Here is a 13,452-nt window from a genome sequence, read left to right as displayed (position 1 = left end):
GGCGGTGGGGCTGGGGGTCAGCCCGGGATGCGGTTGGCCAGCGCCTTCGCGGCGACCTCGCGGTCGTCGAAGGCGTGCTTCTCGGTGCCCACCGTCTGGTAGGTCTCGTGGCCCTTGCCGGCGATGAGGACGACGTCGTCGTCCTTGGCCAGGTTGACGGCCTGCTCGATGGCGGCGCGGCGATCCGCGTCCACGAGGTAGCCCTTCTCCCCGACCTTCGCCTTGCCCGCGGAGATGCGGCGCAGGCCGCCCTTCTCCAGGCCCGGCGTCACCTCCGCGATGATGGCCTCCGGGTCCTCCGTGCGGGGGTTGTCGCTGGTCACCATCACCAGGTCGGCGCCCTCCGCGGCCACCGTGCCCATCAGCGGGCGCTTGCCCTTGTCGCGGTCGCCGCCGCAGCCGAAGACGACGATGACGCGGCCCTTGGCCAGCGTGCGCGCCGCTTCGATGGAGCGCTTGAGCGCGTCGTCCGTGTGCGCGTAGTCCACCAGCACCGCCGGCGCGGGGCCGCCCCGGTGGTTCTCCGCGCGGTCCATGCGGCCGGACACCTTGGAGACCAGCTCGATGCCGCTCTTCACGTCCGCGCGGGAGATGCCCGCGCCCAACGCGATGCCCGCCGCCAGGAGGATGTTCTCCAGGTTGTGGGGCCCCAGCAGCTTGCTCTTCACCTTGATGTCGCCCGCGGGCGACTTCACGGTGGCCTCGATGCCCTTGAGGGAGAAGGTCGCGTCCGCGGCCGAAATCTCACCGGGCCCCAGGCGGCTGAACTTCCACGCCATGCGCTTCTGGCCGCGCAGCTCGTTGTAGATGCGGCTGGCGAAGGCGTCGTCGCCGTTGACCACCGCGGTGCCCGTGGCGGCCAGGTTCTCCGCGAAGAGCTTGCGCTTCACCTGGAAGTACTCCTCCAGGTCCTTGTGGTAGTCCAGGTGGTCGCGGGACAGGTTGCTGAAGCCCACGGCCTTGAAGGTGAGCCCGTGCACGCGCTCCTGCGCGAGCGCGTGGCTGGACACCTCCATGACCACCGTCTCCACGCCGGCATCCACCATCTCGCGGAAGATGCGGTGCAACTCCAGCGGGTCCGGCGTGGTGTTGGCCAGCTCCGTCGTCTTGCCGCCGAACTTGTAGCCCAGCGTCCCGATGACGCCAGGGGCGGGGGAGCCGGAGTACATGGCGGCCGTCGCGAGGATGGCCTCCAGGAGGTACGTCGTCGTCGTCTTCCCGTTCGTTCCGGTGACGCCCAGGAGCGTCAGCTTGTCGGCGGGGCGGCCGTAGAAGTTCGCCGCGATGAGGGCCAGCGCCTTGCGCGCGCTGCTCACCTTGAAGAACGGCACCTGCGAGGACTGCCCCTGCTTCTCGGACACCACCGCCACTGCGCCGCGTGACACGGCCTCACCAATGAACTGGGCCCCGTCTTCCTTCAGGCCGGGCACGGCGATGAAGAGGTCCCCCGGCTTCACGCGCCGCGAATCCTGCGTCACTCCCGTGACGTCGACCGCGGAACGGCCGCCCGAGGTCTGCTCGGCTCCACACCCTGCGAGGACATCCGTCAGCTTCATCTCTTCCCCTTCACACGCATTGCTGATGCGGGGCCTGGAAAGGACACGGCCTCATTGCCGCGTCGCCAGTTCCAGCGTCACCCGGGCCCCCTTCTCCACCAGCGCACCGGCGGGGGGGGTCTGAGACACCACTCGTCCACTGCCTTGCAGCTGTGGCTCCAACGCCGCGGCAAGCAACTTCACCACGGCTTCGCGTCCCGCCTGACCCTGGACGTCCGGCACACGCACCGTGCCGGGTTCCGGAGTCTCGGTCACCGCTTCCGCCAGGACGGCCCGTACCGGGACGGCCTTCGCCGACGCCTTCGATGCCGGAGGGGGCACCGGAGGCGCAGCGGCCGCGGCCACCTCGGCGGGTGCCACCGTACGAGACGGGGGCACGGCCAGGTGGGCCATGGCGGCGGTAGCGATTTCCTTGAAGGCAGGGGCAGCCACGTTCCCCCCGTATACGTCCGTCTTCGGTTCGTCCACTACCACGAGAATCACCGCGCGCGGGGCCTCGGCCGGCACCATGCCCACAAAAGAGGCGATGCGTTTGTCGGAATACCCACGCGCGACGGGGTCCGCCTTCTGGGCGGTGCCCGTCTTTCCGGCCACGCGGTAGTCCTCCATGGCCCCCTTGGGAGCGGTCCCTCCCTTGACCATCACGCTTTCGAGCATGCCCACGACCTGGCGCGCCACCCTCGGGGAAACGACCCGGCGCAGCTCCGTGGGCTGGTTCTCCAGCAGCACCACGCCGTCCGGGTCCACCACCTTGGAGACCAGGTACGGGCGCATCAGCACGCCGTCGTTGGCCAGCGCACCATAGGCCGCCGTCAGCTGGACGGCGGTGGAGGTCATCCCCTGGCCGAAGGACTGGGTGGCCAGGGAGATGTCCGATTTCGGAAACGGGATGACGCCCCGGCTCTCACCGGTCAGCGCCAGGCCCGTGCGCTCCGCGAAGCCGAAGGCGTGGTAGGCGGCGACCATCTTCTCGCGGCCCAGGGCGTCCGCGATCTTCGCGACGCCGATGTTGGAGGACACCTGGAGGACGCCCTGCGGCGTCAGCCACCCGTGCGGGTGGGTGTCGTTGACGGTGTGGCGGCCAATGCGGAAGGCGCCGTTCTCACAGAAGGTCAGCGTCTCCGGGGTGATGACCTTCTCTTCCAGCGCGGCGGCCACCACGAAGGCCTTCATCGTGGAGCCGGGCTCGAAGGCGTCCAGCGCGGCGCGGTTGCGGATGGCGTTCTTCACGCCGGTCTCTGGCGTGTTGGGGTTGAAGCGCGGGTTGTTGGCCAGCGCCAGCAGCTCCCCGGTGCGCGGGTCCAGCACCACCGCCATGCCGGCGATGGCCTTCGCGTCGTCCACCGCCTTCGCCAGCGCCTTCTCCGCGACGTACTGGAGGTGGCGGTCCAGCGTGAGCGTCACCGTGGCGCCCTGGCGCTCCAGCGGATCCAACGCGCCCTGCACCATCAGCTTGCGGCCCTTGGCGTCGCGGAAGCCGGAGGTGCGCGAGTTCTGTCCGGACAGCTCGTCCTGGAACGCCAGCTCCAGCCCCTCCAGGCCGTGGCCGTCGGTGCCCACCATGCCGACGATGTGCGCGCCCAGCTCGCGCTGGGGGTAGAAGCGCTTGGGCTCCTTGGTGAAGCCCAGGCCCGGGAGCCCCAGCGCCTTCACCGCCTCCACCTCCTGCGGCTTCGCCTGACGCTTCACCCACGCGAAGCGCTTGGCGCGGCCGATGCGCGAGGCGACGTCGTTGGGGTCCAGGTGCACGGCCTTGGCGAGCAGCCGCGCCGCCTGCCGCACGTCGGGGAGCATGGACGGGTCCACCCAGATGGAGTCCACCTCCACGCTCTGCGCGAGCGGCGTGCCGCGCCGGTCGAAGATGTCGCCCCGGCGGGCCGGGATGTCGATCTGCCGGACGTACTGGTCCTGCGCCAGGCCGCGCAGCTTCTCCTGCTGGAAGACCTGGAGGTAGACCGCGCGGGCGAACGCCGTGCCCAAGAGCGCGAGGAACAGCCCGAACAGCAGCTGGACCCGCAGCTTGAGCCACTTGGCGTTGGATTCGGGCGCCCGCGCGCTCTTGAAGTCCCTCACCGCTGGGCACCCCGCTCCGCCATGCGCACGCCCGGCGCCGACGAACGGGCCTGCGCGGTGCGCGCATCCTTCACGCGCTCATCCCCCACGGACACCACCGCGCCGCCCCGGGGCATGGCCATGCCCAGCTGCTCGCGCGCCACGCGCTCCAGGCGGCCCGGCGCCTTGAGCGTGGCCAGCTCCAGCTTGAGCCGGTCGTGCTCCCGGGTCAGCGAGCGGCTCTCGCCCTCCGCGTTGGACAGGCGGTAGCCCATGTCCACCACCAGCACGCGGCTGGTGACGTGGAGGATGCCCACGGCGGCGAACAGCGCGAAGAGGAACACGGCGGGCAAGAGGTGCATCAGCACGCCCGCCACGGACACGGTGTTGCGGGGCAGGACCTTGCTCATCGGACTTTCTCCACCGCGCGCAGGTGCGCGCTACGAGAGCGGGGGTTGGCCTCGACTTCCGCGTCGGAAGCCGCGACGGCCTTCTTGGACACGAGGGCGAAGTCGCCCTGGCTGTTGCAGACGCACACCGGGAAGCCCGGCGGACAGGTGCACCCTCCCACCAGGGCCTTGAAGGCTTCCTTCACCTTGCGGTCCTCCAGGGAGTGGAAGGAGATGACCGCGGCGCGGCCGCCCACCTTGAGCAGCGACGGCAGGGAGGCCAGCAGCGCGTCCAGCGCCTCCAGCTCCCCGTTCACCGCCATGCGCAGCGCCTGGAACGTGCGGGTGGCCACGTGGATGCGGTCGGGCCACGCCTTGCGGGGCACCGCGCGCTTCACCACCTCCGCGGCCTCCAGCGTGCGCTGGGGCAGCGCGCGCTTGAGCTCCCGGGCGATGGGCCGCGCGAAGGGCTCTTCCCCATAGTCGCGGAGGATCTGCGCCAGGTCGCGCTCGTCGGTGATGGCGATGAGCTCCGCGGCGGTGGGGCCGGTGTCGCCCATGCGCATGTCCAGCGGGCCGTCCTTCATGAAGGAGAAGCCGCGCTCGGCCACGTCCAGCTGGGGCGAGGACACGCCCAGGTCCACCAGCACGCCGTCCACGGGGAGCAGGTCCTCGGCCACGCGGGACAGCTCCGCGAAGTTGCCCTGCCGGGCCTGGAAGCGCGCGTGGGCGCCCATGCGGGCGGTGGCCGCCGCGAGCGCCACCGGGTCCCGGTCCACGCCCACCACCGTGGCGCCCCGGGCGAGGAGCGCTTCGGTGTGGCCTCCGCCTCCGAGCGTGCCGTCGAGGATGACCTTGCCCTCTTTCGGGAGCAGGACGTCCACCGTCTCGTGGAGCAGGACGGTCTGGTGGTGGAAGTCCACGGGGCTCAGGGGGTGCTCAGACGAAGGGAGCGCGCGCGAGCGAGAAGGCGGCCCGGGCATCGTTCATGTGCGGATACAGTTCGAAGGTGTCGTGGGCGCCGGCCGCGCGGAAGATGGCGGCCAGGTACGGCGACAGCCCGGACAGCTTCACGTCGCCACCGGCGCGGCGGAACGCCTCCGTGCGGGCCATCAGCGGGCGCACGCCCCGGTAGTTCAGGTGCGACACGTCCGCGAAGTCCACCACCACCTGGCGGATGCCCCGGTGCAGCCGGTGCATCAGGTCCTCGCACAGCTGGGTGAGCTCCTCCTCGCCCAGCTCGCCCTCCAGCATGAGGGTCTCCACGCGCTCGGAAGCCGCCAGGGCCGCCCTGTTCCGTCGAACCTCCTGCATCTGGTCCATGCGCTGCCACCCTTCGTCGGAGCACTACTTGGCGAGAACTTCCGGCTGCTGTCGACTTCCTGGCTACGGCTGGCGCAGCTCGCCCAGCACCCGCAACACGTCCTGGGAGGTGGCTTCCTGGCGCGCATCCGCCTGCGCCTTCGCCCAACCGTCCAGGCTCCAAAGCTCAATCACCTTCACCATCCCCGCCCACACCACGTCCTTCTCCAGCTTCGCGTACGTCCTGAGCGACGGCGGGATGAGCAGCCGGCCCAGCTTGTCCAACGGGCACTCCTGCGCGCTGGCCACGTACAGCCGCATCAACGTCTTGACCCCCGGTTCCATGGGGTTGCGCCGGGCGAGCGCGGTCTCCAGCGCCTCCCACTCCCGCACCGGGTAGGCGTGGAGGCAGGGGTCCAGGGCCGTGGTGACGATGAGCCGCTCGTCGTAGGCGCCCACCAACGTCTCCCGGAGCTTCGCCGGGAGGCTGGTGCGCCCCTTCGCGTCGATCTGGTGCTCATAGACGCCTCGGAACACGCGGGACGATCCACCTTTTCAGCCCAGCACGGGTCGGACCACCACTCCTTCCCACTTCTTACCCCTCTGCGGCCGGCATACATACGCGCCCCCCCCAGGGGGGTCAAGAAACCGCAACAGGTTGGAACACCGCGCGCCCGGCGCCGGACATCCCGGAGGGCACCCGCGGGGCGGCCTACCCCTGGAGGTGGGGTAAACTTGAGTTTTTCCGCTCCCAGGCTGAGAGTGGTGGGCGCGTGATCACGAACGTTCGACTGAAGGTGGCCTACAAGACGCCGCAGTCGCTGGTCGGCGAGTACACCCGCAGCGTGGGCCAGGGAGGCGTCACCCTGGAGACGCGCAAGGCGCTGCCGCTGGGCACCCGCTTCACCTTCGAGCTGCACGCGGGCGGCATGCCCCGCCCGGTGGAGGTGCTGGGGGAGGTCGTCAAGGTGGAGCCCCGCCCGGGCGAGCGCTTCCAGCTCACCATCCGCTACGACGGCGCGGAGGATCGCACCGCCCTGGACGCGGTGCTCCAGCACATCTTCGCCCAGGAGGAGCAGAACGGCCTGCGCCGCTTCCCGCGCATGCCCCTGCACGTGCGCGCGAAGGAAGGCGACCCCCGGGCCCCCTCGTACTTCGTGCGGGACATCTCGCGCGGGGGCGTGGGCCTGGAGGTGGAGGCCCCTGCCCTGCCCCGCGAGGTGCAGGTGGGCGCGCCCTTCCTCCTGGAGATGGACATGAAGGAGGGCCCGCTGCTGCTGCACGGCGAGGTGGCGTGGACCTCCACCCTGCCGCGCAAGGGCTCCACGGAGGCCGTCACGCCGGGCTTCGGCGCGACGTTCGGTCGGCTGCGGCCGGACATGCTCCAGCGGCTGGAAGCGCTGATGGCGCTGGAGCACCTGCCGCCCGGGCCCTGGCGGGCGCGGGTCAGCTTCGGGCTGGACGCCGTGTCGCGGATGCCCTGAGCCCCGGGCACCCGCTCCACGTCCTCACGTCCTCACGCCTTGGGGACTACAGCGGGTTGTACGGGTAGCCGCCCGCGTCTTCCAGGCCCGCGACGATGGTCTCCCGCAGCTCCGCCGGGTCGTACGCCGTGAAGGCGTCCAGCGCGGCCAGCCGCTTGAGCTCCAGCGCGAGCACGTCGCCCTTGAGCGTGGCGCACAGCGCGCGGCGGGTGCGCTCGAAGGCGCGCGTGGTGGACTCCATCGCGTACAGCCGCACCAGCGCCACGCGCATCGGATCCAGCACGCCGCTGGCGGCGGCCTGACGGGTGCGCGTCACCATGGAGTCCAGCGCGTACGCGTCCATCACCACGTCCGCCAGCGCGGCCATGACCTCCTGGTGCTTGTCCAGCTCCGTGCCGAACGCCTCCGCGGCCAGGCGCATGCCGTGGATGGCCAGGTGCTTGGCGCACTCGGCGGCGATCTCCTCGTGGGCCAGCGCGTCCTCACGGCCCGCGCGGGGACGCTCGCCCCGGTTCAGCTCCTCCGACACGGAGCGGGCCTGCGCGAACAGCGGCAGGTCGCCCTTCACCGCGCGCTTGAGCAGGATGCCGGTGATGAGCATGCGGTTGATTTCGTTGGTGCCCTCGAAGATGCGGTTGATGCGCGCGTCGCGGTAGGCGCGCTCCACCGGATACTCCTCGATGTAGCCGGCGCCGCCGTGCACCTGCACCGCGTCATCCACCAGGAAGCCCAGGGCCTCCGAACCGAAGACCTTCATGATGGAGGCCTCGGTGGCGAACTCCTCCATCGCGGCGATGACGTGCGCGTCGTAGTCCGCGTCCGAGCGCTCCTTCGCCGCGAGCCGCCCGTCCACGAGCCCCGCGGTGCGGTACGTCATGCTCTCCACCGCGTAGACGAGCGTCGCCATGCGCGCGAGCTTCTCGCGGATGAGCGGGAACGTGGCGATGGGCGCCTTGAACTGCTTGCGCTCCTGCGCGAACTTGAGCGCGCTCTGCAACTGGAGCTTCATGCCGCCGATGACGCCCGCGCCCAGCTTGAGGCGGCCGTAGTTGAGGATGTTGAAGGCGATGCGGTGGCCCTTGCCCAGTTCGCCCAACAGGTTCTCCGCCGGCACCTTCGCGTCCTCGAAGTAGAGCGGACAGGTGGACGAGCCGCGGATGCCCATCTTGTGCTCTTCGGGGCCCACGGTGAGGCCGGGGGTGTCCTTCTCCACGATGAAGCCGGTGAACTTGTCGCCGTCCACCTGCGCGAAGACGACGAACACGTCCGCGAAGGCCGCGTTGGTGATGTAGAGCTTGGAGCCGTTGAGCAGGTAGTGCTGGCCGTCCGCCGTGCGCACCGCCTTCGTCTTCGCCCCGCGCGCGTCGCTGCCGCTGCCCTGCTCCGTGAGCGCGTACGCCGCCACCCACTCACCGGTGGCCAGCTTCGGCAGGTACTTCTCCTTCTGCGCCGCGTTGCCGAACCAGACGATGGGCAGCGTGCCGATGCCCGTGTGCGCGCTGGACGTCACCGACCAGGAACCCTGGAGGCTCATCGCCTCCGCGAGCAGCAGCGACGTCGTCTTGTCCAGGCCCGTGCCGCCGTAGGTCTCCGCGATGTCCACGCTCAGCAGGCCCAGCTCGCCCGCGCGGCGCAAGAGGTCGCGCAGCAGCGCGTTGTCCTTGCCCTCGATGCGCGCGGCCTGCGGCAGCACCTGCTCACGGCAGAACTGGAGCGCCGTCTTGAAGAAGAGCCGCTGCTCCTCGGAGAAGCCCTCCGGCGTGAGGATGCGGGTGGCGCCCACCTCCTGGAAGAGGAACGCCCCACCAGCGAGGACATCCTGGGGACGGGCAGCGGGCTCGGTGACAGCGACCATCTACAACCTCCGGGGAGGGACAGCGCCCTCCAGATACAGCCAAAAAATCCAAGGCGCGGCACTGTAGAGCGCGCGACCCGCCGGGGGTAGTAGCGACACGGGGACGCCACCTCAAGCGGATGCGCCCCCTTCGCGCCGCGCCCCCACCTCGCGTGCCCGGCCGGTGGGCGGGAGGCTGCGCTGTCCGCGATTACGGGGAACCCGCGTCCTGCGTCCCCGAAGCAGCCGGCCGGGGCGACGGGTAGACGAGGCAGAGCGTGTCGAAGAGGGGCTCGCGGGGCGCGACGTACGTGCCGCCGAGCGCCCGCGCGACATGCACCAGCTCCGTGCCAAAGGAGGGCACGAGGCAGATGTCCTCGGACGTGGTGAAGCGCCCCTTGAGCCGGGAGAGCTCCCGTCGGAGCGTGGCGATGTCCTGGCGCCCGCCGCGCACCGGCACCGTCGGGCCGTTGCGGTCCGGCCCGGGCAGCTTGCCCACGCTCGTCGTCAATTCGAAGCCGTCCGCGCGCTGGATGATGCGCAGCTTGCCGGGCGCCACCTCCTCCAGCCACGCCCGGAACCCCTCCTCGTCGCGCAGCACCACCCGGTAGGCCACCGGCGCGTCCGGATGCTGGAGCCACACGGAGGTGGCCTGGGCCCGGAGCACCGCGAGCCCCTCCGACACCTGCGCGAGGAACGTGTCGGCGTCCCCCACCCCGATGAGCACGTCCCGCCCCCGCACCCGCTCCGCGAGCCGCGCGGCGTCCTGCGCATGCGCCGGAGCGAAGGATTCCGAGCCAAGGCGCACCGCGTCGCCCGACAGCTCCAACCGCAGGACGTCCTCCGGAAGCGGTTCTCCATAGGTGGGGGCGGACACGGGCTCGGTGACCGCGTCCGCCCGGGTCCCCTCGTCCCGGGGGGCCACGGGGCGGGCGGGCGCCTCGGGAGGCAGGGGGGTCGCGGAGGACGGCAGTGGAGGGGCCGGAGCGGCGGGGGGAGCAGGCGGCGCATCGCGGCAGGCGCCCAGCAGGCAGCACAGCAGGACCAGGCCCCGGGCACGCACTGGGAGAAGAGCTGACGAGTTCAGCGGAAACTTCCACTCCGGGCGGCTGAATGGCCTCATGATAGCTTCTCCCGATTTCCCGAAGGACTCCCAGCAGGAGCCGATTCGAACGTGCCGCAGCCTTCCGCGGGCCTCCAGTTCGGAAAGTACAAGCTGCTCGAGCGCATCGCGACGGGCGGCATGGCGGAGATCTACCGCGCCCGGATGACGGCGGTGGCGGGCATCACGAAGCCGGTGGTCATCAAGAAGATCCTCCCCGGCTACGCGGACGACAGCGCGTTCGTGTCCATGTTCATCAACGAGGCGCGCATCGCGCTGGGGCTGTCGCACGGCAACATCGCGCAGATCTTCGACTTCGGCGAGGTGGAGGGCGAGTACTTCCTCGCCATGGAGTGGGTGGACGGCCATCCGCTCTCGAACGTGCTGCGCCGGGCCCGGGACAAGGGGCTGCCCGCGCTGCCGCCGCCGCTGGCGGTGCTGGTGGCCATCGACATGCTGCGCGGCCTGGCGTACGCGCACACCCGGCTGGACGACAACGGCCGGCCGCTGCACATCGTCCACCGCGACGTCAGCCCGCAGAACGTGCTCCTGTCCTACGAGGGGCAGGTGAAGCTGGTGGACTTCGGCATCGCGAGGGCCCGGCTCGCCGGACGCAGCGAGACGAAGAACGACGCGGCGAAGGGCAAGTACGTCTATTTCGCGCCGGAGCAGGCCCGGGGCCAGGCGCTGGATGCGCGCACGGACGTGTTCGCCGCCGGCACGGTCCTCTACGAGATGCTCTGCGGGCGCCGGCCCTTCGAGGGCCCGATGCCGGAGGTGCTCCGGAAGATCTCCCAGGGTGACTTCCCCCGGCCGCGCGAGTGGACGCCGGGCATCCCCGCCGCGCTGGAGCGCATCCTGCTCACCGCGATGGCCACCAGCCCGGGCCAGCGCTACCCCACCGCGCAGGCCTTCGCGGAGGCGCTGGCGCGGCAGCTCCACGTCACCGCGCCGGACGTGTCCCAGAGCGAGCTGGGCCACTTCATGGGCTACCTCTTCGAGCCGGAGCTGGTGGACGCCGGCCGGCCCGTGCAGTTGCCCCGGGAGTTCATCGCCAAGGTGGGCCGCTGGAGCGGCGTGGCCGAGCCGCCCCCCGTGCCGACGCCGCCGGAGTCGCCCCGCTTCCCTCCCGAGCCCCGGGGCGACCTGACCACGCAGCCCCTGCCCGAGGAGCCCCTGCCCGCGCAGGCCCCGTCATCCCCGCCGCCGTACGCCTGGCACCGGACGCTGCACGGGTGGGTGGTGCGCGGCGCGCCCGTGGTGGGCGCGCTGCTCATCATGTGGATGGGCCTGCTCGTGGGAGGCACCAACACGTTCGCGGTGGAGCTCAGCTCCTCCCCCGCGGGCGCCTCCATCCGCGTGGACGGCCGGGCGCTGACGGAGACGACGCCCACGCTCGTCACCCAGCTCCAGGCGGACGTGGAGCACCACCTGGAGGTGTCGCTGCCGGGCATGGTGCCCTGGAGCCAGCGCGTGAAGGCCGAGCGCGGCACCACGCTCGCGGTCCACGCCCGCCTCGCGTCGAAGCGCCCGGCCGCGGCGCGCGCCCTCACCCGCCCCGAGTCCGCCAACGCACCGTCCACCTCCGCCCGCTATCCCGCCGGAGGTCCGTTCACCGTCAGCGCCGACCTGCATGCCTTCCGCGTGCCCGCGTCCGCCGCGGCGCGCATGCGGTTGGATCCGTCGCGAGCGTATGGCCTGCGCGCGGAGGGGCGCGTGTCGCTGGGAGGCCCCATGCCGGTGGCCCAGGCGGCCTACTTCCTGGAGGGCGGCGCGGCGCTGTCCGCGCGCGACAGCTTCGGCGTGGTGGGCGCGGACGAGGTGATGGTGCAGAACGCCTCCGTCCTCTACGTGTTCCTCTGGGACGGCAGCCCCGGCGACAACCGGGGCGCCCTCCAGGTGCACGTGCGCGAGCAGGCCAGCGGCGCCATCACCACGCTGCTCCTGGATGCGCGCCGCCACGCGGTGCCGCTCACGCCCCATGAGGGCTTCACGCTGCGCGAGCTGGACCCCTCCACCACCTACCGCGTCGTCGTGCGCGCGCCCCCGGAGCCGGCGCGCACGCGGGGCTTCGGCGGTGGCGCGGTGGATCAGGTGCTCGCGCTCCACGGCACGGGGGACTCCCCGGCCACCGCGCACGGCACGCTGGAGCTGCTGGAGGTCAACCAGCCCACGGTGATGCGGGGGGCGCGCTGGCTGCGGCTCGCCTTCCCGGACGACGACCCGGGCGACAACACCGGCGGCCTCACCCTGGAAGTGACGCCGGTGGCGCCGCTGCACCAGTAGCGGGCCCCCGGCCGCCACGGGCCGCTACAGGGCGCAGGCGACCTGTTGCCGAAAAATTGATCATCCGGGCGTCGCCCCTACCCTTGCGCCGCAACGGAGGACGCTCATGAAGAAGCTGACGGCGGTACTGGCACTGGGGATCGCGGTGGTGGCCACGGTGGGGCTTTCCACCCGCGTGGACGCCCAGCCCGGAGGCATGGCGGACGAGGGACCGACCGATGCCCAGATCGACGCTGTCCTGGACGCCCAGGCACACGAGGTCATGGTCAGGTTGTTGGAAGCCCAGCGCAATGGCGCCCGGATGACAAAGCTTCCCCGGTAATCTCGTGGCATCCGGCGGGGCACGGTGCTACGACCGGCGCTCGCTTCGGTGCTCATCACACCCGCCCACGAGGGGGCCATGCCAGAAGGGTCCGCTGCACTCCAGCTCCAGGTTGGAGACCGGGTCGTCTACCCCAACCAGGGGGTCTGTCGCGTTGCCGCCATCGACGTGAAGGAGGTGGCGGGGCAGAAGCTCACGTTCGTCACCATGCGCCGGGAGGAAGACGGCGCCGTCGTCATGGTGCCGGAAGGCAAGATCGTCTCCATTGGCGTGCGCAAGGTCGCGAGCGTCGCCGACGTGGAGGAGATCTACGCGTTCCTGCGCTCGGACAGCGACAAGGCCGACCTGGATTGGAAGCAACGCGCGCGCACCAACCTGGACCGCATGACCCAGGGCGGCATCCTGGGCCTGGCGGAGGTCGTCAAGGGCCTCCAGGTCCTGAGCGAGCTGCGTCCGCTGCCCACGAAGGAGCGCGAGCTCTACGACAACGCGCGGCACCTGCTGGTGTCGGAGGTCGCCGCCGCGCTGGGCACCGCCGAGGCCAACGCCGAGGACTCCATCGACATCGTCCTCTTCCCGCCCGGCCGTGAGCGCCCCAAGCGCACCGCGGCCGAGTTCGCCCGGCCCGGAGGCGACGAGGACGACATGGACCTCGACGGCGACCTCATGGGCCTGGAGGGCGGAGAGCTGGACCTGCCCTCGGACGAGGAGCCGCCGGCCGAACCCGACGAGGAGTCCTCCGAGGAGGGCTCCGACGAGGAGGGCGAGGCCAGCGAGGAGGGCGGCGAGGACGCGCCCAAGAAGCGCGGCCGTCCGCCCAAGGCCAAGCCCGCCGACGAAGGGGGCGAGCCCGCCGCGCCCAAGAAGCGCGGCCGTCCGCCCAAGCCGAAGCCGGAGGTGACGGCGGAGAGCGCCGAACCCGCCGCCCCGAAGAAGCGGGGACGCCCGCCCAAGGCCAAGCCGCCCGAGGGCGCCGAACCCGCCGAGCCCGCCGCGCCCAAGAAGCGCGGCCGCCCGCCCAAGGCCAAGCCGCCCGAAGGCGAGTGAACCGCTGAACTCCCCGGCCCTCCCGGCCGCCCGCGTCGCGTCCGTTGCGCGCCCGGCACCGCGAGGGCCTTCCCGCCG

The 13,452-nt window shown here is 71.5% G+C and carries 12 protein-coding genes; 4 read left to right on the top strand and 8 right to left on the bottom strand.

The genetic code is table 11. The features are described from left to right. Positions 1-17: 17 nt before the first annotated feature. The 6 genes from OV207_RS30360 to mraZ form a co-directional block, all read right to left on the bottom strand. The gene (locus OV207_RS30360; RefSeq protein ID WP_267558522.1) at positions 18-1,556 is read right to left on the bottom strand and encodes a UDP-N-acetylmuramoyl-L-alanyl-D-glutamate--2,6-diaminopimelate ligase; all 1,539 of its coding nucleotides are present in this window, start codon (positions 1,554-1,556) and stop codon (positions 18-20) included. Positions 1,557-1,607: 51 nt separating this feature from the next. Then, positions 1,608-3,629, bottom strand: coding sequence for a penicillin-binding protein (locus OV207_RS30355; RefSeq protein ID WP_193349455.1), 2,022 nt, complete (start codon positions 3,627-3,629; stop codon positions 1,608-1,610). Continuing rightward, positions 3,626-4,018 carry a cell division protein FtsL gene (locus OV207_RS30350; RefSeq protein WP_267558518.1) on the bottom strand — a complete coding sequence of 131 codons (393 nt, stop codon included), beginning with the start codon at positions 4,016-4,018 and terminating at the stop codon, positions 3,626-3,628. The genes OV207_RS30355 and OV207_RS30350 overlap by 4 nt, the downstream gene beginning before the upstream one ends. Next, positions 4,015-4,920 carry a 16S rRNA (cytosine(1402)-N(4))-methyltransferase RsmH gene (gene rsmH / locus OV207_RS30345; RefSeq protein ID WP_420715276.1) on the bottom strand — a complete coding sequence of 302 codons (906 nt, stop codon included), beginning with the start codon at positions 4,918-4,920 and terminating at the stop codon, positions 4,015-4,017. The genes OV207_RS30350 and rsmH overlap by 4 nt, the downstream gene beginning before the upstream one ends. A gap of 16 nt (positions 4,921-4,936) precedes the next feature. Next, entirely contained in the window at positions 4,937-5,320 is a 384-nt protein-coding gene (locus OV207_RS30340) for an STAS domain-containing protein (protein ID WP_193349453.1), read from the bottom strand. 63 nt (positions 5,321-5,383) lie between these two features. Continuing rightward, the gene (gene mraZ, locus OV207_RS30335; RefSeq protein ID WP_120532026.1) at positions 5,384-5,836 is read right to left on the bottom strand and encodes a division/cell wall cluster transcriptional repressor MraZ; all 453 of its coding nucleotides are present in this window, start codon (positions 5,834-5,836) and stop codon (positions 5,384-5,386) included. A 236-nt stretch (positions 5,837-6,072) separates the two neighbouring features. Between mraZ and OV207_RS30330 the strand changes: the two genes are divergently transcribed. After that, positions 6,073-6,783 (top strand): PilZ domain-containing protein, encoded by a 711-nt coding sequence (locus OV207_RS30330; RefSeq protein WP_267558516.1) that lies wholly within the window; start codon positions 6,073-6,075, stop codon positions 6,781-6,783. A gap of 46 nt (positions 6,784-6,829) precedes the next feature. On the opposite strand, the gene OV207_RS30325 is transcribed toward OV207_RS30330, so the two are convergent. After that, positions 6,830-8,638, bottom strand: a complete 1,809-nt coding sequence (locus OV207_RS30325) for an acyl-CoA dehydrogenase family protein (RefSeq protein WP_193349451.1) — start codon at positions 8,636-8,638, stop codon at positions 6,830-6,832. A 190-nt stretch (positions 8,639-8,828) separates the two neighbouring features. After that, positions 8,829-9,542: a hypothetical protein gene (locus OV207_RS30320; RefSeq protein ID WP_267558514.1), complete on the bottom strand. Its 714-nt coding sequence runs from the start codon at positions 9,540-9,542 to the stop codon at positions 8,829-8,831. A 249-nt stretch (positions 9,543-9,791) separates the two neighbouring features. Between OV207_RS30320 and OV207_RS30315 the strand changes: the two genes are divergently transcribed. From OV207_RS30315 to OV207_RS30305, 3 genes are all read left to right on the top strand, one after another. Further along, the gene (locus tag OV207_RS30315; protein ID WP_193349450.1) at positions 9,792-12,005 is read left to right on the top strand and encodes a serine/threonine-protein kinase; all 2,214 of its coding nucleotides are present in this window, start codon (positions 9,792-9,794) and stop codon (positions 12,003-12,005) included. A gap of 106 nt (positions 12,006-12,111) precedes the next feature. Beyond that, positions 12,112-12,327: a hypothetical protein gene (locus OV207_RS30310; protein ID WP_193349449.1), complete on the top strand. Its 216-nt coding sequence runs from the start codon at positions 12,112-12,114 to the stop codon at positions 12,325-12,327. Between the two features lie 78 nt (positions 12,328-12,405). After that, entirely contained in the window at positions 12,406-13,374 is a 969-nt protein-coding gene (locus OV207_RS30305) for a CarD family transcriptional regulator (protein ID WP_193349448.1), read from the top strand. Positions 13,375-13,452: the final 78 nt, after the last annotated feature.

Source organism: Corallococcus sp. BB11-1 (assembly GCF_026626625.1).
GTDB lineage: Bacteria > Myxococcota > Myxococcia > Myxococcales > Myxococcaceae > Corallococcus > Corallococcus soli.
Note: the sequence above shows the minus strand (reverse complement) of the source record. Positions and strands in the feature narration are given on the sequence as shown.